Consider the following 22870-nt stretch of genomic DNA (forward strand, 5'->3'; position numbering starts at 1 on the left):
ACCCGGCAAGGGTAACTAAACACCGGCGATCGACACTGGCCAAGGGATGGCCTGGGGTGGGTTGCGGCCGCCGATTGTGTGTGCTGCATCAAGTTCCGGGCTTATAGAACCTTTCTAGAAGCGCCGCCACACCGACAAGCGTGCGATAGCGTTGCGCGACCCAAAAATTCTCACGCGGTAGCGAAAGATTTCAGAGGGCTGTGACAAGACGAACCATGCGGCTCTCGGGACGAAATCTGAAATGCGTGCGCGGCGGACGCGAGGTGTTTTCCGGCCTCGATCTGTCGGCCACGTCAGGCGAGGCGCTCGCCATCACCGGCCCTAACGGCGCCGGCAAGACCTCGCTGCTGCGCGTCCTCGCCGGGCTATTGGTTCCCGCCGAGGGTGTGGTCGCGCTCGACGGCGGCGACGCCGAGCTCAGCCTGCCTGAGCAGGCCCACTATCTCGGCCACCGCGACGCCCTGAAGCCGGCGCTGAGCGTTGCGGAAAATCTGTCCTTCTGGCGGGAATTCCTCGGCGGCGAGACCGAGGACGCCGGCCGCTGCCTTGCCGCCGTGGCGCTCGACCACGCCGCGCATCTGCCGGCGGCCTACCTCTCCGCCGGGCAGCGCCGCCGCCTGTCGATCGCGCGCCTGCTCTCGGTGCGGCGACCGGTGTGGCTGCTGGACGAGCCGACATCGGCGCTCGACGCGGCCGGACAGGCGCTGTTCATCGACCTGATGCGCGACCATCTCGCACGGGGCGGCCTGATCGTCGCGGCGACGCATCTGCCGCTCGGCATCGATGCGCGCGATCTGCGGATGGGAGGCGCGGCATGAGCGCGCTTGGCGCCTTGATCCGGCGCGACATCCGCATCGCGCTGCGCGTCGGCGGCGGTGCGCTGATCGGCGTGCTGTTCTTCCTCACCGTCACGGTGCTGATGCCGTTCGCGGTCGGACCGGATCTCGCGCTGCTGTCGCGGCTCGGGCCCGCCATCCTCTGGCTCGGCGCGTTGCTGGCGAGCCTGCTCACGCTCGACCGCCTGTTCACGGCCGACCACGAGGACGGCTCGCTCGACCTCATCGTGATGAGCCGGACGCCGCTGGAACTCGCCTGCGCCGCCAAGGCACTGGCGCACTGGATCGCCGCCGGCCTGCCGCTGATCATCGCAACCCCGGTGCTCGGCCTGCTGCTCAATCTCGACGGCACCGCGACGCTTGCGGTCGCCGCGACGCTGCTGGCGGGAACACCGGCGCTGACCTTCACCGGCATGATCGGCGCGGCCCTGGCGGTGACGCTGCATCGCGGCGGGCTGCTGCTCGCGGTGCTGGTGCTGCCGCTGTCGATCCCGGTGCTGATCTTCGGGGTTGCGGCCTCGCAGGCGGCGATATCGGGCCCTTTGCCGTTTGGAACGCCGTTCTCGATCCTCTGCGCGCTGTCGCTTGCCAGCCTCGTGATCGGCCCCTTTGCCGCCGCCGCGAGCCTGCGGCACGGGCTGGACTGAAATGAGCCCGATCAAATCTCGCCCGGAGGAAATCGGCCAATTGCCTGCGACACGTCGGACGATTATCAGGGTGCCATGACGCTGACCGACCTCGCCAACCCGACCAAGTTTCTGGCGCTGACCGCGCGCATCCTGCCGTGGCTCGCGGGCGTGACCGCGATCCTGCTCGCGATCGGGCTCTACCAGTCGGCGATGGCGCCAGACGACTACCAGCAGGGCGCCACGGTGAAGATCATGTTCATCCACGTTCCGAATGCGTGGCTGTCGATGTTCGTCTGGGGCGTCATGAGCGTGGCCGCCCTCGGCACGCTCGTCTGGCGGCATCCGCTCGCCGACGTCGCCGGAAAGACCGCCGCTCCGATCGGCGCCGCCTTCACCTTCCTTGCGCTCGTCACCGGCTCGCTGTGGGGCCGGCCGATGTGGGGCACCTATTGGGAGTGGGATGCGCGCCTGACCTCGGTCTTGATCCTGTTCCTGATGTATCTCGGCCTGATGGCGCTGTGGCGCGCGGTGGAGGATCCGTCACGTGCGGCACGGGCGGCGGCGGTGCTGACCTTGGTAGGCGCGATCAACATCCCGATCATCAAGTTCTCGGTCGACTGGTGGAACACGCTGCATCAGCCGGCCTCGGTGTTTCGCGCCGGCGGGTCGACGCTCGACAAGGCGTTCCTGTGGCCGCTGCTGGTGATGGCGATCGCGTTCTCGCTGCTGTTCATCACCTTGCACCTGGCGGCGATGCGCAACGAGATCCTGCGCCGGCGCGTGCGCAGCCTGCAGATGATACAGGCCAGCCGCGTCTCGTTCACGACCGGTTCGCGCGATCAAAGCGCGTCAAACGAAATTGGAGCGGCGTGACACGATGGCGCTTGGTCCCTACGCCTCCTTCATCGTGACGTCCTACGCGCTGGTCGCGGCGGTCGTGCTGCTGCTGATCGTCTGGATCATCGCCGACTATCGCCGGCAACAGGCGCGCCTCAGGGAGATCGAGGCCAGCGGCGTGACGCGTCGCTCCGGCCGCAGCGCGGCGGATATAAGATGAGCGATCAGGCAACCAACAGCCCGCCGCAAGCCCGCCGCCTGCTGGTGGTGCTGCCGCTGCTGATCTTCCTCGGCCTCGCCGGGCTGTTCCTGCTGCGGCTCTATGGCGGCGATCCCTCGAAAATCCCATCGGCGCTGATCGGCCGGCCGGCGCCGCAGACCGCGCTGCCCGCGCTCGACGGCCTGGTGCGGGACGGCGCGCCTGTCCCCGGTCTCGATCCCGCCGCCTTCAAGGGCAAGGTCTCGGTCGTCAATGTCTGGGCGTCGTGGTGCGTGCCCTGCCACGACGAGGCGCCGCTGCTGACCGAGCTCGGCAAGGACAAGCGCTTCCAGATCATCGGCATCAACTACAAGGACTCGCCCGAGAATGCCCGGCGCTTCCTCGGCCGCTACGGCAATCCGTTCGGCATCGTCGGCGTCGACGGCAACGGCCGCGCCTCGATCGAATGGGGCGTCTATGGCGTGCCCGAGACCTTCCTGGTCGGGCGCGAGGGCACCATCGTCTACAAGCTGGTCGGCCCGGTGACTCCGGACAACGTCAACCGCGTGCTCAAGGCCGAGATCGAGAAGGCGCTCGCGGCGGGCAGTTGATAGCCGTTACTTGCGCTCACCTCTCCCCGTCCTTTACGGCGAGGGGCTTTGGACGGTGTTTGTAAATAAACTCCGAGCCTATCCGTGGAGAGACCCTCACCCCACCCTCTCCCCGCATCCGCCTTCGCCCGAAGGCGGGCTTCGGCGGACAAGAGAGCGGGGCGAGGGAGCAGAGTGCTGATCACCCCTTCCGCACGTCGCCCGCGTCGGCCTCGCTCGCCTCCAGCGAGACCGGCTCAAGGTGATAGCGCTTGGTCAGCGGCATCTGGGCGATGGCGAAGATCATGGTCAGCGGCGTCACGCCGAACACCTTGAAGTTCACCCAGAAATCCGTGGTCTGCGTGCGCCAGACAAGCTCGTTGAGCACCGCCATGCCGGCGAAGAACAGCGCCCAGCGCAGGGTGAGGATGCGCCAGCCCTGCGGCGTCAGGTTGAACACCTGGTCGAACATAATGGCGATGAAGGACCGGCCGAACAACAGCCCGCCGCCGAGCACGGCCGCGAACAGCCCGTAGATGATGGTCGGCTTGACCTTGATGAAGGTCTCGTCGTGCAGCACCAGCGTCAGCGTGCCGAACACCAAGACGATCGCGCCGGTCACCAGCGCCATGATCGGCACGTGCCTGGTCACCACATAGGATGCGATCATCGCGGCCACGATCGCCACCATGAACGCGCCGGTCGCGACGAACAGATGGTACTTGGCGTTGGCGATAAAGAACACGAGCAGTGGCCCGAGTTCGGTCGCCAGCTTGAACAGCGGATGCGGCTGGGTCTTGTCCATCAACTCTCTACTTTGATTTGAGGCATGACCCGATCCGAAAACCGGTGTCCACTTTGCGCTAACGCGGCCCTTCGGGTCGGGGTCATGCCTCGATTCCAGCAATTGCCTTGGCAAAATCCTTCGCCGCGAAGGGCGCGAGGTCCTCGACGCCTTCGCCGACGCCGATGAAATGCACCGGCAGCTTGTGCTTCTCCGACAGCGCGACAAGGATGCCGCCGCGCGCCGTGCCGTCAAGCTTGGTCATCACGAGCCCCGTGACGCCTGCCGTACGATGAAACGCCTCGACTTGCGACAACGCATTTTGTCCCACCGTGGCGTCGAGCACGAGCAGCACCGCGTGCGGCGCCGACGCATCGACCTTCCTGATGACGCGCACGACCTTTTCCAGCTCGTTCATCAGTTCGGACTTGTTCTGCAGGCGGCCGGCGGTGTCGATCAGCAGCACGTCGCGCTGCTGCTCCTTGGCCGCGGTCAGCGCGCTGAAGGCAAGGCTCGCCGAATCCGAGCCCTGGGCGCCTGATATGACCGGCGACTTGGTGCGCTCGCCCCAAACCTTGAGCTGCTCGATCGCCGCGGCGCGGAAGGTGTCGCCGGCGGCCAGCATGACCTTGCGGCCCTCGGCGGAGAATTTCGCGGCCAGCTTGCCGATCGTCGTGGTCTTGCCGGAGCCGTTGACGCCGACCACCAAGATGACGAACGGCTGCTTCGCGGTATCGATCTCGAGCGGCTTCGCCACCGGCGACAGCACCTTCTCGACCTCGGTCGCGACGACGTCCTTGACCTCGTCGGCCGAGATCGCCTTGTCGTAGCGCCCCTTGCCGACAGCCTCCGCAATGCGGACCGCGACATCGGTACCGAGATCGGCGCGCAGCAGCACATCCTCGATGTCATCGAGCATGGCCGAATCGAGCTTGCGCTTGGTGACGAGGTCGGCGACCGCGGTCCCGATCGAACTCGAGGTCCGCTTCAGGCCGCCCTTCAGCCGCTGCCACCAGCTCTGTTTTGGAGTTCCCGCAGTGGTATCGTTCATGGCGCGGACGTGTTAGCCGTTTCGGCCCACAAACGAAAGTCTCGACGAATTGATCGATGTTCCCCAACTAACCGCGGAAGAAATCCTGGGCCGGGTGCTCCACCGCGACGGCCTGATGCTGGTGATCGACAAGCCGGCCGGCCTGCCGGTGCATCGCGGTCCCAAGGGCGGCCCCAATCTGGAGGCCTCGTTCGAAGCGCTGCGGTTCGGCCTGCCGCGGCCGCCGGTGCTGGCGCATCGGCTGGACAAGGACACCTCGGGCTGCCTCGTCCTGGGACGTCACCGCAAGGCAACCGCCTCGCTCGGGCTGTTGTTCAAGCACAGCAAGATCTCGAAGACCTATTGGACCGTGGTCGAGGGCGGCCCTGCCGAGGATGAAGGCACCATCGACATGCCGCTCGGCCGGCTCAACGCCGAGCGCGGCTGGTGGCAGAAGCCGGACCCGGATGGCCAGAAGGCGATCACCAACTGGAAGGTGCTGGGGCGTGGCGATGGCCTCACCTGGCTCGCGATGGAGCCGGTCACCGGCCGCACCCATCAGCTGCGGGTGCATTCGGCGGCGATGGGCTGGCCGATCGTCGGCGACAATATCTATGGCAATGGTCCGCGCTTCGGTGAGCCGACCCTGCATCTGCATTCCCGCGAGATCGGCATCCCGATCTCCAGGAACAAGGACCCGGTGCATGTGGTCGCGCCGGCACCCGAACACATGCGGGAGCGGCTCAGGGCCTGCGGCTGGAACGGCGACTAAGCATGATCCGGAAAAGTGCGAAGCGTTTTTCCGAAAAGATTATGCTCAAACAAAGAGCTAAAGCGCGATGACGATCCAGCCCAACCTCATCGCGCTTTAGCCTCCGTGATTTTACGGAGAATTATCCTTTACGGAACATTCAGGCCCATCCGCTAGTCCTGAAGGCAGCTTAGAAAAGCGCGCCGCGACGGCTCAGGACGAGCAATGCTGAATGATGGACAAGCAATTGTCGACGAGGTCGAGGCTGCGATACGCGCCGGCTCCGCCGATAAATGCCTGGCCACGGCAAGGCGCGTCACCAGCCTCTTCCTCGCATCCGCCGGCAAGTTCAACAGCGAACAGATCGAGCTGTTCGACAACGTGCTCGAGCGTCTGGTGAAGACCATCGAGTTGCGCGCGCTCGCTGACATCAGCGCCCGGATGGCGCTCACCGACATCAGCGAGCAGCTCGCACCGGTCGCCCAGGCACCGCCCGCAATCATTCGCCGTCTCGCCAGCAATGACGAGATCAGGATCGCGCGGCCGATCCTGCAGGAATCGTCGCGGCTCAGCGCGGACGATTTGGTCGAGATCGCACGGACCAAGAGCGAGCAGCATCTGCTCGCCGTCTCCGGCCGCTGGTGGCTGAAGGAGGTCGTCACTGACGCGCTTCTGGCGCGTCGCTTTGCGAGCGTGAGCCACCGCCTGGTCACCAATCCCGGCGCCAAAGTATCGCCGGGCGGATTTGCCGTCATCCTCGCGCAGGCCGAGCACGATCCGGTGCTTGCGGTCGAGACCGGCATTCGCGCGGACCTGCCGTCGGAGCTCCGCCTTCAACTCCTGCGCCGCGCGACGGAAGAGGTTCGCGGCCGTCTGCTGGAACGCGCCCCGCCCTATCTGTTCGAAGAAATTCGGCATGCGATCGCAGCGGTCGCCGCCGGCGTCGAGCGCGACATGTCGCAAGTCCGCGACTTCACCGCGGCCAAGCACCACGTCGCGAAGCTGAAGGACGACGGCGAGCTCAACGAAGCCTCACTGCTCGGCTTCGCCAGGCAGCGAAAATATGAAGAGACCATCGTTGCGCTGGCGTATCTTGCGCAGTCGAACATCGAGGTGATCCGCTCCCTGATGCAAAGCCTGCGCAGCGAAGGCCTGCTGGTGCCGTGCCGGGCGGCAGGCCTGAGTTGGGATACCGCCGCCGCGGTGATGGAATGTCGCTATACCACCGGCTCCATGGGACCGGTCGAGCTCGCCCGTGCGAAGAGCCAGTTCACGAAATTGACCCGCGAAAACGCCGATCGCCTGCTGCGGTTCTGGCAGGTTCGCGCGTCGCAGCCGGCAAGGCTGGGCGGGCGCACGCACTGAGTGCGTCATGCACGATGCGCATGTAGAGATTCAACCTGTCAAATAGCTGGTTCAGTATCATCACATGCGAAATGCAGGTGTCCGCTGCTCCGGACGCGCCATGCGCGGCTCCCCACATTCGTTGTCGTGGCGAAAGCCTGGACCTATAACCACCGCATTCTGTGACCGTGCGAGATCGCGGCCCCAGCGTCGCGCAGCAATTGAGATCTGGGGTAATGGGCCCCGGCCTGCGCCGGGAGAACAATGGGAGCGAACTTTCTCAGCGGCCCGATGCAATGAGCCGCGCACCGTCATGGCCGCGGATAGTCATCGCGCGTACCATGCCCGGCACATCTCTCTCGATCGCGACCGGCAGGAAGTGCTCGGTGCGGCCTTGCCGCTCGCTCTCGATCAGCACCTCGCGCATCGCGCCGACTTCCGCGTCAAGCCGGCGCAGCAGCGCGGCTTCGCCTGCCGCGCGCAGCCGCCTGGCGCGCTCCTTGATCGCGCCGCCATCGACCTGCGGCATCCGTGCGGCGGGCGTTCCGGGGCGCTTCGAATAGGGAAACACGTGCAGGAAGGTAAGATCGCATTCCGCGACCAGATCGAGCGAACGCGCGAACATCGCTTCAGACTCGGTCGGGAAGCCCGCGATGATGTCGGCGCCGAGAGCGATGTCCGGCCGCAGCCGGCGGACCTGCGCACAGAAATCGATCGCGTCCTTTCGTGAATGCCGGCGCTTCATCCGCTTCAGGATCATGTCGTCGCCGGACTGCAACGACAGATGCAGATGCGGCATCAGCCGCGCATCGTCGGCGATGACATCGAGCAGGTCGCGATCCGCCTCGATCGAATCGATCGACGAGATGCGCAGCCGCTTCAGCTCGGGCACATGGCGCAGGATCTGCCGGGTCAACTGGCCGAGTTTTGGCGCGCCCGGCAGGTCGGCGCCATAGCTCGTGAGATCGACGCCGGTCAGCACGATCTCGGCATGGCCGCGCTCGACCAGCGCGCGGACCTGATCGACCACCGCGCCCATCGGCACCGAGCGCGAATTGCCGCGGCCGTAGGGGATGATGCAGAAGGTGCAGCGATGATCGCAGCCGTTCTGCACCTGCACGAATACGCGAGGCAGGCCGCGCTCGAAGCCGTCGAGCAGATGCGGCGCCATCTCGGTCACCGCCATGATGTCGGCGACCGCGACCTTCTCGCTCGCATCGATGCCGAACGGCGCCTCGAATGCTGAACGTGTCACGCGCCACGCCTCGCCGCGCATCTTCTCGTCATTGCCGACGACGCGATCGACCTCGGCCATCTCGGCGAACATCTGGCTTTGCGTCTGCGCCGCACAACCGGTGACGACGATGCGCGCATGCGGGCGTTGGCGTTTCAACTTGCGGATCGACTGCCGCGCCTGCGCCACCGCCTCGTTGGTGACGGCGCAACTGTTGATGACGATGGCATCGGTAAGCCCGGCCTGCTCCGCCTCGCGCCTGATCACCTCGGATTCAAATGAATTGAGGCGGCAGCCAAAGGTGACGACATCGACGCCCATAACCGATCTCACGCCCGATCAAGCGACGCTGGCGAATAGCGCCGGATCGAAGCGGCCCTCATATTCGAAATCGGCGGTGCCGGTCATCAGCACGTGATCGTCGCGCTCGCGCCACTCGATGCCGAGCTTGCCGCCGGGCAGCGTGATCTCGACGCTGCGATTGGCACGCTTCAGCCGCGCCGCCGCAACCGCCGTCGCGCAGGCCGCCGAGCCGCACGCTTTGGTGAGACCGGCGCCGCGCTCCCAGGTGCGGATCGTGATGTGGTCGCGATCGACGATATGGGCGAGGGTGATGTTGGCGCGCTCCGGAAAGATCGGGTGGTTTTCCAAAAGCGGCCCGAAACGTTCGAGGTCGTAGGCATTGACGTCGTCGACCCAGAAGATCGCATGCGGATTGCCCATCGAGACCACCGAGGGCGAATGCAAGACCGGATTGTCGATCGGCCCGACCTGCAGCTCGATGTAGCGGGTGTCGCGAAATTCCTCAGCCAGCGGAATGTCCTGCCAGCCGAACTTCGGCGCGCCCATGTCGACGGTGTAGAGATCGGGCGCCGGCCCCTGCCAGCAATTGAGCAGGCCGGCGCGGGTCTGGAACGTCGCTGATGTCTGGCCGGTCTTCTCGAAGATCCGCCGCACCACGCAGCGCATGCCGTTGCCGCAGGCCCCGGCCTCCGAGCCGTCATTGTTGTAGATCGAGATGAACGCTTCGGTGCCGTCGAGCCGAGGCGGCTGCAGCACCATCAGCTGGTCATAGGGCACGCCCGCCGGCGAAGCCACGGCGCGCGCCTCCGCCGCCGACACCTGTGCCCGACCTTGTGCCGCTGAATCGCGCAGGTCGACGACGACGATCTCGTTGCCGATGCCGTTCATCTTGGCGAATGCGTGATTGGCGAGCGCGCTCATCGATTTTCCCAAATTCTGCCCGGTTATATGGCGAGTGGTGGCCAGTTAGCCAGCCTGAATGGCCCCATGACACATCTGTCATGGGACGAATGCAGAACTTGCGTGTTAGGAATATCGCACCTCGCGGACCGCGCGCCGGGACAGATCGAGCGGCCGTTCGAGGCAGGGGATGGAGAAAAACCAATGAACCGTATCAACACGCTCCGCGCGGCCCTGGTCGCGCTGCTGCCCTTGGCCGCGATCGCACTGGCAAGCCCGGCCCCTGCCCAGTCGCCGTCAGCCTCGCCCGCTCCCGCAGCGAGCCCGACCCCTGCCCCTGCACCGTCGGCGACACCGGTGCCCCCGCCGGCCGAGACCAAGTCGCCGGCCGACAGCCCGGCCGCAGCGCAGACCCCGGCGCCGGCGCCGGCCGCCCCGGTGCAGACCGCCGATCCCTTCGGCGAGCCGTTCACGCTGGAGCCGAAAAAGGTCGTGATGCTGAAGGGCACGGCCAATTGGGATTCCGCCTTCGACGCCCTGATCGAGGCGTTCAAGCAGCTCACCGCGCTGCTCGACAAGGACGGCGTCAAGGCATCGGGCAATCCGATGATCGTCTACACCTCGACCGACGACACCGGCTTCACCTTCATCGCCGAGATCCCGGTCGATCAGGACGTCAAGAACCTCGGCAAGAACATGAGCATGGGCAATTCGCCCGACGGCAAGGCGCTGAAGTTCGTCCATCGCGGTTCCTACGACAACATGGACAACACCTATGAGGCGATCACCAACCACCTCGACGACAAGAAGCTCGAAGCCAAGGACACCTTTGTCGAGGAATACATCACCGATCCGCTGAAGACCGCGGAGGACAAGCTTGTGATCAACGTCTACGTACCCCTGAAGTGAGCCAGATGACCCATCGCCTTCTCCTTGGCCTCCCCTTCGGCCTCTCCTTCGCCGTCCCCCTGATCGCGACCACGCTGCTGGCTGCGCCCGTACTGGCCAATGACGACTTTCCGCCTGCGATTTCGGTCACCGGCGAGGCGACCGTGTCGGCGCCGCCCGACCAGGCGCAGCTTGACGCGGGCGTCACCACCGACGCCAAGACCGCACGCGAAGCCGCCGAAGCCAACAATGTGACGATGGGCAAGGTGCTGGCCGCACTGAAGGGCGCCGGGATCGCGGAGAAGGACTTTCAGACCTCGCGGCTGTCGCTGCAGCCGCAATTCGCCAATCGTGGGCCGTCGTCGCCGAACGCCCCGCCCAGCATCGTCGGCTACCATGCGAGCAATCGCGTCACGATCAGGCTGCACGATGTAAGCAAGGTCGCCAGCGTCATCGACGTGCTGGTCGGCGCCGGCGCCAACGATATCGGCGGGCTCAATTTCTCGGTGTCACAGGCCTCGAAGCTGCTCGACGAGGCGCGCGAAAAGGCGATCGCCGACGCCCGCCGCAAGGCCGAGATCTACGCCAAGGCCGCCGGCGTCACGCTCGGCGCACCCGTGAATATTGCGGAGGTCGGCTCGGCGCCGGTCCCGGTGTTCCGTCCCAAGATGGCGACGGCAGGCTTCGCCGCGCCGACGCCGGTGGCGCAAGGCGAGGAAACACTGACGGTCAATGTCAGCGTCTCCTGGGCGATCAAGGAGAAGTAATTCAAGGCAGCCAATTGACGTCGTCCCGGCGAAGGCCGGGACCCATTACCACCGAGTTTGGTTGTGAACGGAATCGTGGCCCCAGCGTCGCGCAACAATTAATATTTGGGGTAATGGGTCCCGGCCTTCGCCGGGACGACAGCATTTAGATTTCGAACACCTGCCCGGGCTTCAACGCGACAAACTTCCCGCGCGGCACCTTGGCGGCGTCGAGCGCTTCGCCAAGCGCCATCGCGGGCGCGTCGATCGCCTCGTCGGTCAACTGGAATGTGCCGTGGTGATGCGCCAGCGCCTGGGCGGCGCCGCAATCGGCCAACGCCTTCACCGCATCCTCCGGGTTCATGTGCTGGTCGCGCATGAACCAGCGCGGCTCATAGGCGCCGATCGGCAGGATCGCGAGCTGCAACGGTCCATACGCCTCGGCCACCCGGCGGAAATGTCCTCCGTCGCCGTAGCCGGAATCGCCAACGATGTAGAGCTTGCCGGCCGGCGTCTCCAAAACAAAACTCGCCCACAACGCCTTGTTGCGATCGAACAGCCCGCGCGCCGACCAGTGCCGCGTCGGCACCAGTGTCACGGCAAGGCCATTGCCGAGCTCGACGCGCTGATGCCAGTCGAAGGCCTCGGCTTTGATCGCGGCATCGGATGCGCGCATCGTGACGTCGTTGCCGAGCGGTGTGATCACGCGAGGACCAAATGCCCCCGCGAGCTTCGACAGCGTCGCGACGTCGAGATGGTCGTAGTGGCCGTGCGACACCAGCACGACATCGATCCTGGGCAGTTTATCGAATGCGATGCCGGGATCGTTGTGCCGCTTCGGCCCGGCGAAGCTGAACGGCGAGGCCCGCATCGACCACACCGGATCGAACAGGATGTTGAGGCCCGCGGTCTGGATCAGCCAGCTGGCATGACCGACAAAGCAGAGCCGCACCTTGTCGCCCTCGACGCGGGGCGGCGGCGTATCGGCATGGGGGCTCGGCGCCCATTCCGGCCAGACTGCGCGCTTCCGGCCGCCCCCGAACTGCCAGCGCAGCACCTCACCAAGCGATTTCGGCGGCGAGCCGTCCGGATCGAAGAAGTGCAGACCGTCGAAATGATCGGAGACGGGGCCGTCGTAGGTTTTCATAAGAGACATCCAGATCGAGGGCACGCCGATTGCGGCGGCGGCTCCGGTCAAGGTTGCGAGAAGGCGGCGGCGGGTGATCAGCACGCGGGTTCCGGAATAGGAGGCAGGCTCCGGTTATATGGGTGGCAGCGGCGAATTCGGAACCAATAGGGCAAATCGACGTGATTTCAGTACCTTACGGTCGATACTGAGCGAATTTCAGCGAAACTTTCCTTGACTTTGCCGCCCCGGCGGCGTTTAACGCGGCCACTTTCTCGGAAAGCTCCGTCTTTTCGACCCGCCGACTGGTCCTGGAGGCCAGAGGCCAACGCCCGACAGCGCGATGCGCCCTCGGGCGCGAAAGTGTTTGGATTTCCTTCTCCCTCGCCCCGCTCTTGCGGGGAGAGGGTCGGGGTGAGGGGCTCTCTCCGCGCACTGTGCGTGTGGATAGCCCTGTACCCCCTCACCCGCCGCGCAAGTGCGTGGCGACCTCTCCCCGCAGACGGGGAGAGGTAAAAGAGGACAACGGCATTGTTCGACAATCTGTCGGAACGGCTTGGTGGCATTCTCGATCGTCTGACGGGGCGCGGTGCGCTGACCGAAAAGGACGTCGATGCCGCAATGCGCGAGGTGCGCCGCGCGCTGCTCGAGGCCGACGTCGCGCTCGAGGTGGTCCGTAGCTTCATCGACCGGGTCCGCGAGCAGGCGATCGGCGCCACCGTCGTCAAGTCGGTGACGCCGGGCCAGATGGTGGTGAAGATCGTCCATGACGAGCTCGTCGCCACGCTCGGCTCCGACGGCCAGACCATCGATATCAACTCCGTGCCGCCGGTGCCGATCATGATGGTCGGTCTGCAAGGCTCCGGTAAGACCACCACCACCGCAAAGCTCGCGCGCCGCATGGTCCAGCGCGACAAGCGCAAGGTGCTGATGGCCTCGCTCGACGTCTACCGCCCGGCGGCGATGGAACAGCTCGCGGTGCTCGGCCGCGACCTCGACATTCCGACGCTGCCGATCGTCGCCGGCCAGATGCCGCCGCAGATCGCAAGGCGCGCGTTGGAGGCCGGCAAGCTCGGCGGCTACGACGTCGTGCTGCTCGACACCGCCGGCCGCACCACGCTCGACGAAGACATGATGAAGGAGGCGGCCGAGATCAAAGCCGCCGCCAACCCGCACGAAGTGCTGCTGGTCGCGGATAGCCTCACCGGCCAGGACGCGGTCAACCTCGCGCGCTCGTTCGACGAGCGCGTCGGCCTCACCGGCATCGTGCTGACGCGCGTTGACGGCGACGGCCGCGGCGGCGCGGCGCTGTCGATGCGCGCGGTCACCGGCAAGCCGATCAAGCTGATCGGCACCGGCGAAAAGACCGACGCGCTGGAGGACTTCCATCCGAACCGCATCGCCGGCCGCATCCTCGGCATGGGCGACGTGGTCTCGCTGGTCGAGAAGGCCGCCGCCAATATCGACGCCGAAAAGGCCGCGCGCACCGCCGAGCGGATGCGCAAGGGTCAGTTCGACCTCAACGACATGCGCGAGCAGCTGCAGCAGATGGCCAATATGGGCGGCATCGGCGGCCTGATGGGCATGATGCCCGGCATCTCCAAGATGAAGAACCAGATCGCGGCGGCCGGCATCGACGACAAGATCTTGAAGCGCCAGGTCGCGATCATCGACTCGATGACGCGGCAGGAGCGCAAGAACCCGGACATCCTGAAGGCGAGCCGCAAGAAGCGCATCGCGGCAGGCGCCGGCCAGAGCGTCGAGCACGTCAACAAGCTGCTGAAGATGCATCGGAACATGGCCGACATGATGAAGGCCATGGGAAGCGGCAAACGCGGCCCGCTCGCCGGCATCGCGCAGGCGATGGGATTCGGCGGTGGCATGAAGCCGCCCTCGGCCGAGGAGATGAAGGCGCTCGCCGAGAAGATGCAGGGCGGCGCCGGCGGCGGCCTGCCCAATCTGCCGAAGGATTTGCCGGCCGGGCTGCGCGGCGGCCTGCCGAACGTGCCGGGCCTGACCGGCCTTTCCGGCAAGCCGATGCTGCCGGGCCTCGGCGGCTTCCCGGGCAAGAAGAAATGAGGAATTCGTCGCGACGGCTCGCATACGGCCGGCGCGACGCGGAATGCCAATCAATCGAACACATCGACCTTTGAAGGAGAACTGAATGTCCGTTGTTATCCGCCTCGCTCGCGCAGGCACCAAGAAGCGTCCGGTCTATCACGTCGTCGTCGCCGACTCGCGCTTCCCGCGCGATGGCCGCTTCATCGAGCGTCTCGGCCACTTCAACCCGCTGCTGCCGAAGGACAACGAGTCGCGCCTGAAGCTCGACATGGACAAGGTGAAGGCCTGGCTCGCCAAGGGCGCGCAGCCGTCGGATCGCGTGACCCGCTTCCTCGACGCCGCCGGCGTCATGAAGCGCGCGCCGCGCAACAACCCGGAAAAGGCCGTGCCGCGCAAGGAGCGCAAGGCGCAGGCCGAAGCCGCCGCCAAGGCTTAAGGCTGAACGGCGACCACGGTGGCTGCACCGGTCTGTGTCGCCCGCATCGGCGCTGCGCATGGCGTGCGCGGCGCCGTCAGGCTTTGGACCTTCACCGAAGATCCGCTGGCCGTGAAGGACTACGGTCCGCTGATGACCAAGGACGGCACGCGCCAGTTCGAGGTCACGCATCTGCGTGAGGCCAAAGACCATCTGGTGGTGACGCTGAAGGGCGTCGCCAGCCGCGATGATGCCGAACGGCTCAACGGGCTCGAGCTCTACGTTCCGCGCGACCGGCTGCCGGACACCGACGACGGCGAATACTACCACACCGATCTGATCGGGCTCGCCGCGGTGACGACGACGGAGCAGCCGCTCGGCAAGGTGATCGCGATCCATAATTTCGGCGCCGGCGACATCATCGAGATCGCCCCGCCGCAGGGCGCGACGATGCTGCTGCCGTTCACCAATGCCGTGGTGCCGACTGTCGATCTCGACGGCGGCCGCGTGGTGATCGACCTGCCCAAGGAAATCGACGGCGACGATCCGTCGGCGGCCTGATCGAAAATAATCTTCAACCCGTCATCCGGCCCTGCTGCTCGAGCCAGTCGCAGAACACCGCGCTGTGCGGATCGTTGCTGCGCCCCGCCGGGAAGTAAGCGAAGTAGCTCCGCGCCGGCAGGCTGACATCCGGAAACGGCGTCACCAGGCGCCCGGCCGCGAGATCGTCCGCGATCAGCGCGGTCGGTCCCATCGCGACGCCGAGACCATCGAGCGCGGCCTGGATCGTCAGATAGAAGTGATCGAAGGTCAGCGCGGCCGCCGGCTCCAGCGCGGATTGCCCGGCCTCGGTGAGCCAGTCGCGCCATAGCCGCGGCATCGACGTGACATGCAGCAGCGTGTGCCTGGAGAGGTCCGCGATCTCATTGAGCGGCAGCTGCGCCAATAGCGACGGACTGCATACCGGCAATCTCCGCTCCGACACCAGGAAGCGTGACGAGAAGCCGTGGAAGGTGTCGGGGCCACCGCGGATCACGACGTCGAATGATTCAGGCAGCGCATCCACCGGATCGTTCGACGTGCTCAGGCGCACCTCGATATCGGGATGCTCGGCGCGAAACCGGCTCATCCGCGGCAGCAGCCAGCGCAGGCTGAAGGTCGCGAGTGCATTGACGCGCAACACCGCGACCGCCAGATCGCCGCGCCGCTCGCGATGCTGCTGCACGGCGGCGGAAATCCGGTCGAGCGCGGGCGCGAACTCTGCCAGCAATGCCGCGCCTGCCGGCGTCAGCACCACGCGCCGCACCGATCGCCGAAACAGCGACGGCGCGCCCAGCCATTCCTCGAGCAGGCGGATCTGCTGACTGACCGCGCCATGGGTCACGCTGAGCTCGGCGGCGGCTTCCTTGAAGCTGCCTAGCCGTGCGGCGGCCTCGAAGGCACGCACCGCATTGAGCGGCGGCAGGCTGCGGCGTGGGACGAACATGATCCCTCAATACAAGATTTTCTAACGTATGATCCGATTATTACTGATTTGTGACAAGCGCCTTGGCGGCGCATACTGCCATGCAAGCTCCTTGTATAGCTTTCTTTTCTGAGGTCCCCTCCTGATGCTCGCCCGCGCAATCTTTAGATTTTCTTGCATTGGAGGGCGGCAATGAGCGTGTCGGCCGAAACCGGCACGACGCGGCCCGACCGTGCCCGGTCAACCCGCACCCTGACCGTGACCGGGCTCAACCACGCCCTCCACGACGGCTACACCGACGTCATCTACGTGCTGCTGCCGGTCTGGCAGGCCGAATTCGCGCTGAGCTACGGCCTGCTGGCGCTGCTGCGCGGGCTCTATGCCGGCGCCATGGCCGGGCTGCAGATTCCGGTCGGACGCATCGCGGAGCGGATCGACGGCAAGGTGATTCTGATCGCGGGCACGGCGCTGTCCGCAGTCGGCTACGCGTTTGCTGGATGCTCCGGCGGTGTCATTGGCCTCGGCCTGGCGCTCGCGCTCTCCGGCGCGGGATCGAGCACGCAGCATCCGATCGCTTCCGCCGCGGTGTCGCGCGCCTATGGCGCAGCGGCGCGCGGGCCGCTCGGTATCTACAATTTCTCGGGCGATCTCGGCAAGGCGGCGATCCCGGCCCTGACCTCGATCCTGCTGGTGATCATGTCGTGGCGGCACGCGCTGCTCGTGCTCGCTCTCGCAGGCTTGCTCGTCGCGGTCTGCATTGCGCTCTGGATGCCGGCCGTCGGCAAGGGCGCCGAGCACAAGGCGGCATCAGCATCGCGCGGCGCCAGCACAGGCCGCGGCTTTCACTGCCTGCTCGCGATCGGAATTCTCGACACCGCGGTCAGGATGGGCTTTCTCACCTTCCTGCCGTTCCTGCTGCGCGACAAGGGCGCCTCGCTGCCGACCAACGGCCTTGCGCTGGCGCTGGTCTTCATCGGCGGCGCTGCGGGAAAATTCACATGCGGCTGGCTCGGCGCGCGGGTCGGGACGCTGCGCACCGTGCTGATCACCGAAGGCGGTACGGCGGCGCTGATCGCAGCCGTGCTGGCGCTGCCGCTCGCACCCGCTATCGTGCTGCTGCCGCTGCTCGGCGTGATGCTCAACGGCACCTCCTCGGTTCTCTACGGCACGGTGCCCGAGCTCACCCCCGCGCATCAGACCGAGCGCGCCTTCGCGCAGTTCTATACCGGAACGATCGGATCGGGCGCGATCGCGCCTGTTATCTACGGCCTGCTTGGCGACGCGCTCGGCCCGTCGCTCGCGACCGCAGCAACCGCGCTCACGGCGCTGGCGATCTGTCCGCTTGCCGTCGCGCTCGCGCGGCATCTCGCTGACGATCCGACGACGGCGTGACCATAACGTGGGTTAGCCCGTAGCCCGGATGAAGCGCAGCGCAATCCGGAGCCGCTCGTCATTGCTTGCGTGATTCCCGGATTGCGCTTCGCTCCATCCGGGCTACTTAAGCAATGGTCTCACGGAGCATCCCAATGACAAGCACGCACAAGGCCTGGCGGCTGCACGCCCACAACGATCTGCGCTTCGAGGATGTCACGACGCCGATGCCCGCGCCCGATGGCGTCGTGGTGCGGATCGAAGCCGGCATGGTGCTGTCCTACACCAACAGGCTGCTGTCCGGCGCACTGCCCTACAGCCTGCCACCGATGCCGTTCGTGCCGGGCACCAACGCGATCGCGCGCGTCGTCGCCGCCGGCGACAACGTCACGCACGTGCAAAGCGGTGACCGCGTGTTCCTGAGCCCGCATCTGCGCGGCGACGTGCCGGATCGCGATCCGCCGCAGATCCTGATCGGCCTCACCGCCACGGTGACGACGCCGGAGGCGCTCGCATTGCAGGCGCGCTGGCGCGACGGCGTATTCGCGGAGATCGCGCACTGGCCGGCCGCCTGCGTTACGCCACTTGCCAATCTCGACGACAAGCCGGCGACCGAGCTGATCGGGCTCGCAAAACTGATCGTGCCGTTCGGCGGCTTGCAGCGCTCCGGCCTGCGCGGCGGGCAGACCATCATTGTCAACGGCGCGACCGGCTATTTCGGTTCGGGCGGCGTGATGCTCGCGGTCGCGATGGGCGCGGGCCGCGTCGTCGCCGTCGGCCGCAAGGAGGCCGCGCTCGAGCAGTTGCGCGACGCGTTCGGCCCTCGCGTCATTCCCGCCGTCGTCAGCGGCGATGCCGCAGCCGACCTTGCGGTCATCCGCCGCGCCGCTGGCGGCAGCGCCGATGTCGCGCTCGATCTGCTCGGCACCGCCAAGAGCACCTCGACCACGCTGTCCTCCCTGCGCGCGCTCAGGCGTGGCGGCCGGATGGTGCTGATGGGCAGCGCCGAGGTGCCGCTCGAACTCTCGTTCCGCGAGATGCTGGCCAACGACTGGGAGGTGGTCGGGCAGTTCATGTACGACCGCACGGCACCAGGCCAGCTCGCCGGCCTCGCCGCCGAAGGCCTGCTGGACCTGCGCAAGATCAATGTCGCGACTTTCAAGCTTGCCGACTTCCGACGCGCGGTGGACGCGGCCGCGATGATGCAGAGCCTCGACCTCACGGCCGTGGTGCCGTAACCAGAGGCCATGACATCGCAAGACACCACAGCCCAGGCGACACCATGGCGCGCCACCGTGCTGACCCTGTTCCCAGACATGTTTCCGGGGCCGCTCGGCGTGAGCCTCGCCGGCAAGGCGCTGGCTGGCGGACTCTGGGCGCTGGAAGCGCGCGACATCCGGGCCTCGGCCACCGACAAGCACCGCAGCGTCGACGACACGCCGGCCGGCGGCGGCCCCGGCATGGTGCTGCGGGCCGATGTGCTGGCGGCGGCGATCGACGCCGCTGATATCGCGCCTGACCGTCCGCGCCTCTTGATGAGCCCGCGCGGTCGGCCATTGACCCAGACCCAGGTCGCGGAGCTTGCGGCCGGCCCCGGCCCCCTCATCGTCTGCGGCCGCTTCGAGGGCATCGACCAGCGGGTGATCGAGGCGCGGGGCCTCGAGGAGGTCTCGATCGGCGATTATGTGCTGTCCGGCGGCGAAATCGCCGCGATGGCCCTGATCGACGCCTGCGTCCGCCTGTTGCCAGGGGTGATGGGCAAGCAGACCTCGGGAACCGAGGAAAGCTTTTCCGAAGGACTACTGGAATACCCCCAATACACCCGCCCGCAGGAGTTCGAGGGCAGGCAGATCCCGGAAATCCTGATTTCCGGCGATCACGCCAAGGTCGCGGCCTGGCGGCTGGCCCAATCCGAGGCCCTGACGGCGGCCCGGCGGCCCGATCTCTGGGCCCGCAAGGCCGGCCAAAAAGCCGCTCGGCGAGGGACAAAAAACACGACAGACGGGTGACAAACCCTGCGCTTTGCCTTATACGGGCGGCCAAATCCGCACCCGCGCAGGATAGATGGACGTTTGCGCAGCCCCCATACAGGCTGGGCGCGCCGCCGATGGAGATTTCGATGAACCTTATTCAGCAGCTCGAAAAAGAGCAGTTCGACAAGCTCGCCGCCACCAAGGATATCCCGGAATTCGGCCCCGGCGACACCGTCATCGTCAACGTGAAGGTGGTCGAAGGCGAGCGTACCCGCGTGCAGGCCTATGAGGGCGTTTGCATCGGTCGTTCCGGTCAGGGCCTCAACGAGAGCTTCACCGTGCGCAAGATCTCCTACGGCGAAGGCGTCGAGCGCGTCTTCCCGGTGATGTCGCCGATGATCGACTCGATCAAGGTCGTGCGTCGCGGCAAGGTTCGTCGCGCCAAGCTTTATTATCTGCGCAACTTGCGCGGCAAGTCGGCCCGCATCGTCGAGAAGCAGGACCGCCAGACCGCCGTTGGCGAGTAACGTTTCCCTCAGGGGATGTGACCAAAAGCGCGGGGCCTGCCCCGCGCTTTTTTGTTGCGGCATACCTATCTGACGGACAGGCCCGCGCATCGATCGATTGTCGCGGGCGCGAGCCCTGTGTTAGAAATTTAGAATGGTTCCGGATCAAGCAAGCCAGCGCTGTCCAAGTCAGACCTGCCAGCGCGTCGTGATCGACGATCGCTCGCGGCTGCCCGGCCGCTTCTTCGGGCGCTTTGCGACGTCGGCAACATCAGAGCTTAGACGCGCAGCGTAACGCTGCCTGGACGCTTTCGCCTGTCCGCGCGCTTAAGACGCGCTCATGCCATTCACCACCGAATTTCTTCTGGAGCTGAAGCTCATGTCCAAACCGACAACCCTGTACGACAAGATCTGGAACGACCATCTGGTCCACGAGGCCGACGACGGCACCTGCCTGCTCTATATCGATCGCCACCTGGTGCACGAGGTGACCTCGCCGCAGGCGTTCGAGGGGCTGCGCGCCGCCGGCCGCAAGGTGCACGCACCTGAGAAGACACTCGCCGTCGTCGACCACAACATCCCGACCACCGACCGCTCGAAGCCGAACCCCGATCCTGAAAGCATCGAGCAGATGCGGGTGATGGCGGAGAACGCCAAGGAATTCGGCATCGAGTATTACAACGAGTTCGACAAGCGTCAGGGCATCGTCCACGTCATCGGCCCGGAGCAGGGTTTTACGCTGCCCGGCACCACCATCGTCTGCGGTGACAGCCACACCTCGACGCATGGCGCGTTCGGCGCGCTCGCGCACGGCATCGGCACGTCAGAGGTCGAGCATGTGCTGGCGACGCAGACCCTGATCCAGAAGAAGGCCAAGAACATGCGCGCGGTCGTCGACGGCAAGTTGCCCGAAGGCGTGACCGGCAAAGACATCATCCTGGCGATCATCGGCGAGATCGGCACCGCCGGCGGCACCGGCTATGTGCTGGAATATGCCGGCGAGGCGATCCGTGCGCTCTCGATGGAAGGCCGCATGACGGTCTGCAACATGTCGATCGAAGGCGGCGCGCGCGCCGGCCTGGTTGCGCCCGACCAGAAGGCGTTCGATTTCCTGCGCGGCCGCCCGAAGGCGCCGAAGGGCGCCGCCTGGGACGCCGCGATGCGCTACTGGGAGACGCTGCGCTCCGACGAGGGCGCGCATTTCGACCACGAGATCCGGCTCGATGCGGCCAAGCTGCCGCCGATCGTCACCTGGGGCACGAGCCCTGAGGACGTGATCTCGGTGACCGGCTTCGTGCCCGATCCCGACAAGATCGCCGACGAGGCCAAGCGCATCTCCAAGCATCGCGCGCTGAAATATATGGGCCTGACCGCCGGCACCAAGATCACCGACATCAAGCTCGACCGCGTCTTCATCGGCTCCTGCACCAACGGCCGCATCGAGGACCTGCGCGCTGCCGCGAAGATTGCCGAGGGCAAAACCGTCAACGCCAACGTCAACGCGATGATCGTGCCGGGCTCGGGCATCGTGAAGGAGCAGGCGGAAGCCGAAGGCCTCGACAAGATCTTCATCGCGGCCGGCTTCGACTGGCGCGAGCCGGGCTGCTCGATGTGCCTTGCGATGAACCCGGACAAGCTCAAGCCGGAAGAGCGCTGCGCCTCGACCTCGAACCGCAACTTCGAGGGCCGCCAGGGCTTCAAGGGCCGCACCCATCTGGTGTCGCCCGCGATGGCCGCGGCCGCCGCGATTGCCGGCCACTTCGTCGACGTCCGCGACTGGCGGTAAGGTACGCGCCAGATTCTTTTTTGACGCGTTTTCTTCACGCGAACCGAGGCCACTTCGCTCGAAAACGCTATTGCTTCGTCTCAAGCTCGAGCCGTTTCGGAAACGGCTCGTTAACGGGGCGCACGCACACTGCCTCCTTGCGAAAACAAGCCTTCGCAAGGAGCGCGTGCCGTGGCCGATAAACCCGAATTCGTCGACATGATCAGCGACGCGACGCGCCAGAAGCGCCGTCGTGCCGTGGCGCGCATCATCGATCCGCTTCCCGAGGTGAAGGAAACCTCGCGCCTCAGCCACTGGCCGCCGGAGCGCTGGACGCAATGGCGGATGGAAAACCTGACGCCGTGGAAGATAAAGTCCTGGAAGCTGAAGAACTGGGACTAACGCCCCTTTCTTGACGCGTTTTCTTCACGCGAAGCGGCGCCCACTTCGTTCGAACACGCTCCAGCGCGCAAAGAGAGGGACCCAACAAGACGGGCGCCGTGAGGCGCCCGCTGTCATTTCAAACTTTACCAATAGACGCGATACGGCCGCCAGTAGTGGCGGTGGTGCCACCACGGCCGGCAGATCCGGCGCGGTCCGTAATAGGTCCAGACCACCCGGCAACGGCGGTGATGATAATAGGCCGGGTAATAGTAGGACGATCCGTAGAAGAAGCGCCGGTGATGGAAGTGCCGGCGGTAATAGGGCCGATAGCCGTAGCGGTAACCGCCGCCGTAGAAGCGGTGGTAGCCACCATAATGGCGATGGAAGCCGCCATAGCGATAGCCGCCATGGAACGCCGGCGCGGCGCGGAAGCCGCCACCACGGAAGCCGCGGCCGTGAAATCCGCCGCCGTGGCCGCCACCGCCGTGCCGGACCTGGGTCGTCATGGCATCGGCCGCAGACCTTGCCGCGGGCGCGGCGGCCGGGCTTGCCAGCGACAGCGCTTCGGCGCGCTGCTGCGAAGCAACCGACAATGCGAAGACAGCGGCCGCCACAACGCCGAGACGGCGCACCAATCCGCGCCGCAAATAGCTCTCCCTCATCTCTGAACCTCCCTGACAACGGCAACGAGCACCAAGCTGCATGGCAGCCGGTTTCATTGCGTTCATTGCAG

25 protein-coding genes are annotated in these 22870 nt (G+C 66.0%); 18 read left to right on the forward strand and 7 right to left on the reverse strand.

All coding sequences use genetic code 11. The features are described from left to right. Positions 1-215: 215 nt before the first annotated feature. The 5 genes from ccmA (at position 216) to ACVI1L_RS12465 (ending at position 3112) form a co-directional block, all read left to right on the forward strand. Positions 216-818 carry a heme ABC exporter ATP-binding protein CcmA gene (gene ccmA / locus ACVI1L_RS12445; protein ID WP_456783010.1) on the forward strand — a complete coding sequence of 201 codons (603 nt, stop codon included), beginning with the start codon at positions 216-218 and terminating at the stop codon, positions 816-818. After that, entirely contained in the window at positions 815-1483 is a 669-nt protein-coding gene (gene ccmB, locus ACVI1L_RS12450) for a heme exporter protein CcmB (RefSeq protein WP_057020933.1), read from the forward strand. The genes ccmA and ccmB overlap by 4 nt, the downstream gene beginning before the upstream one ends. A 75-nt stretch (positions 1484-1558) precedes the next feature. After that, complete coding sequence (locus ACVI1L_RS12455; RefSeq protein WP_057020934.1) at positions 1559-2338, forward strand: heme ABC transporter permease; 780 nt, start codon at positions 1559-1561, stop codon at positions 2336-2338. A gap of 4 nt (positions 2339-2342) precedes the next feature. Next, a complete protein-coding gene (gene ccmD / locus ACVI1L_RS12460) occupies positions 2343-2522 on the forward strand; it encodes a heme exporter protein CcmD (protein WP_057020935.1) in 180 nt (59 codons plus the stop codon). Next, the gene (locus ACVI1L_RS12465; protein ID WP_057020936.1) at positions 2519-3112 is read left to right on the forward strand and encodes a DsbE family thiol:disulfide interchange protein; all 594 of its coding nucleotides are present in this window, start codon (positions 2519-2521) and stop codon (positions 3110-3112) included. Before ccmD ends, ACVI1L_RS12465 begins: the two co-directional genes overlap by 4 nt. Before the next feature lie 181 nt (positions 3113-3293). On the opposite strand, the gene ACVI1L_RS12470 is transcribed toward ACVI1L_RS12465, so the two are convergent. Then, positions 3294-3896, reverse strand: coding sequence for a septation protein A (locus ACVI1L_RS12470; RefSeq protein WP_057020937.1), 603 nt, complete (start codon positions 3894-3896; stop codon positions 3294-3296). A gap of 82 nt (positions 3897-3978) precedes the next feature. Then, positions 3979-4926 (reverse strand): signal recognition particle-docking protein FtsY, encoded by a 948-nt coding sequence (gene ftsY, locus ACVI1L_RS12475; RefSeq protein WP_038384709.1) that lies wholly within the window; start codon positions 4924-4926, stop codon positions 3979-3981. Positions 4927-4975: 49 nt separating this feature from the next. Between ftsY and ACVI1L_RS12480 the strand changes: the two genes are divergently transcribed. Further along, positions 4976-5677: an RluA family pseudouridine synthase gene (locus tag ACVI1L_RS12480; RefSeq protein ID WP_057020938.1), complete on the forward strand. Its 702-nt coding sequence runs from the start codon at positions 4976-4978 to the stop codon at positions 5675-5677. A 204-nt stretch (positions 5678-5881) separates the two neighbouring features. Continuing rightward, a complete protein-coding gene (locus ACVI1L_RS12485) occupies positions 5882-7021 on the forward strand; it encodes a DUF2336 domain-containing protein (protein ID WP_253638305.1) in 1140 nt (379 codons plus the stop codon). Positions 7022-7280: 259 nt separating this feature from the next. On the opposite strand, the gene mtaB is transcribed toward ACVI1L_RS12485, so the two are convergent. Next, positions 7281-8555 (reverse strand): tRNA (N(6)-L-threonylcarbamoyladenosine(37)-C(2))-methylthiotransferase MtaB, encoded by a 1275-nt coding sequence (mtaB, locus tag ACVI1L_RS12490; RefSeq protein ID WP_253638304.1) that lies wholly within the window; start codon positions 8553-8555, stop codon positions 7281-7283. Positions 8556-8573: 18 nt separating this feature from the next. Further along, positions 8574-9458: a diaminopimelate epimerase gene (gene dapF, locus ACVI1L_RS12495; RefSeq protein WP_253638303.1), complete on the reverse strand. Its 885-nt coding sequence runs from the start codon at positions 9456-9458 to the stop codon at positions 8574-8576. 183 nt (positions 9459-9641) lie between these two features. On the opposite strand from dapF, the gene ACVI1L_RS12500 reads away from it, so the two are divergent. After that, positions 9642-10346 (forward strand): GyrI-like domain-containing protein, encoded by a 705-nt coding sequence (locus ACVI1L_RS12500; protein ID WP_316395349.1) that lies wholly within the window; start codon positions 9642-9644, stop codon positions 10344-10346. 5 nt (positions 10347-10351) lie between these two features. Beyond that, positions 10352-11092, forward strand: a complete 741-nt coding sequence (locus ACVI1L_RS12505; RefSeq protein WP_456783012.1) for an SIMPL domain-containing protein — start codon at positions 10352-10354, stop codon at positions 11090-11092. Positions 11093-11237: 145 nt separating this feature from the next. On the opposite strand, the gene ACVI1L_RS12510 is transcribed toward ACVI1L_RS12505, so the two are convergent. Beyond that, entirely contained in the window at positions 11238-12302 is a 1065-nt protein-coding gene (locus ACVI1L_RS12510) for an MBL fold metallo-hydrolase (RefSeq protein ID WP_456783014.1), read from the reverse strand. Between the two features lie 426 nt (positions 12303-12728). Between ACVI1L_RS12510 and ffh the strand changes: the two genes are divergently transcribed. The 3 genes from ffh to rimM all read left to right on the forward strand — a co-directional run bounded on the left by ffh (position 12729) and on the right by rimM (position 15234). Continuing rightward, positions 12729-14276 carry a signal recognition particle protein gene (ffh, locus tag ACVI1L_RS12515; RefSeq protein WP_018269389.1) on the forward strand — a complete coding sequence of 516 codons (1548 nt, stop codon included), beginning with the start codon at positions 12729-12731 and terminating at the stop codon, positions 14274-14276. 85 nt (positions 14277-14361) lie between these two features. Next, positions 14362-14694: a 30S ribosomal protein S16 gene (rpsP, locus tag ACVI1L_RS12520; protein ID WP_456783016.1), complete on the forward strand. Its 333-nt coding sequence runs from the start codon at positions 14362-14364 to the stop codon at positions 14692-14694. 18 nt (positions 14695-14712) lie between these two features. After that, entirely contained in the window at positions 14713-15234 is a 522-nt protein-coding gene (gene rimM, locus ACVI1L_RS12525) for a ribosome maturation factor RimM (protein WP_057020943.1), read from the forward strand. A gap of 13 nt (positions 15235-15247) precedes the next feature. Here rimM and gcvA read toward each other — a convergent pair whose 3' ends face one another. Then, positions 15248-16159 carry a transcriptional regulator GcvA gene (gene gcvA, locus ACVI1L_RS12530; protein ID WP_168858202.1) on the reverse strand — a complete coding sequence of 304 codons (912 nt, stop codon included), beginning with the start codon at positions 16157-16159 and terminating at the stop codon, positions 15248-15250. Positions 16160-16330: 171 nt separating this feature from the next. Between gcvA and ACVI1L_RS12535 the strand changes: the two genes are divergently transcribed. The 6 genes from ACVI1L_RS12535 (at position 16331) to ACVI1L_RS12560 (ending at position 22155) form a co-directional block, all read left to right on the forward strand. Then, entirely contained in the window at positions 16331-17530 is a 1200-nt protein-coding gene (locus ACVI1L_RS12535) for an MFS transporter (protein WP_253588499.1), read from the forward strand. Positions 17531-17664: 134 nt separating this feature from the next. After that, positions 17665-18747, forward strand: coding sequence for a quinone oxidoreductase family protein (locus tag ACVI1L_RS12540; protein WP_253588498.1), 1083 nt, complete (start codon positions 17665-17667; stop codon positions 18745-18747). 9 nt (positions 18748-18756) lie between these two features. Beyond that, positions 18757-19518 carry a tRNA (guanosine(37)-N1)-methyltransferase TrmD gene (trmD, locus tag ACVI1L_RS12545; protein WP_456783018.1) on the forward strand — a complete coding sequence of 254 codons (762 nt, stop codon included), beginning with the start codon at positions 18757-18759 and terminating at the stop codon, positions 19516-19518. Positions 19519-19628: 110 nt separating this feature from the next. Continuing rightward, positions 19629-20009, forward strand: coding sequence for a 50S ribosomal protein L19 (gene rplS / locus ACVI1L_RS12550; RefSeq protein ID WP_018269387.1), 381 nt, complete (start codon positions 19629-19631; stop codon positions 20007-20009). Between the two features lie 358 nt (positions 20010-20367). Then, positions 20368-21774 (forward strand): 3-isopropylmalate dehydratase large subunit, encoded by a 1407-nt coding sequence (gene leuC, locus ACVI1L_RS12555; protein ID WP_456783020.1) that lies wholly within the window; start codon positions 20368-20370, stop codon positions 21772-21774. 171 nt (positions 21775-21945) lie between these two features. After that, positions 21946-22155, forward strand: a complete 210-nt coding sequence (locus tag ACVI1L_RS12560; RefSeq protein WP_016847629.1) for a hypothetical protein — start codon at positions 21946-21948, stop codon at positions 22153-22155. A gap of 125 nt (positions 22156-22280) precedes the next feature. Here the strand turns inward: ACVI1L_RS12560 and ACVI1L_RS12565 are convergent, their stop codons facing one another. After that, the gene (locus tag ACVI1L_RS12565; RefSeq protein WP_253588495.1) at positions 22281-22799 is read right to left on the reverse strand and encodes a hypothetical protein; all 519 of its coding nucleotides are present in this window, start codon (positions 22797-22799) and stop codon (positions 22281-22283) included. Positions 22800-22870 lie beyond the last annotated feature (71 nt).

The sequence above is a fragment of the Bradyrhizobium sp. USDA 4516 genome, from assembly GCF_054055915.1.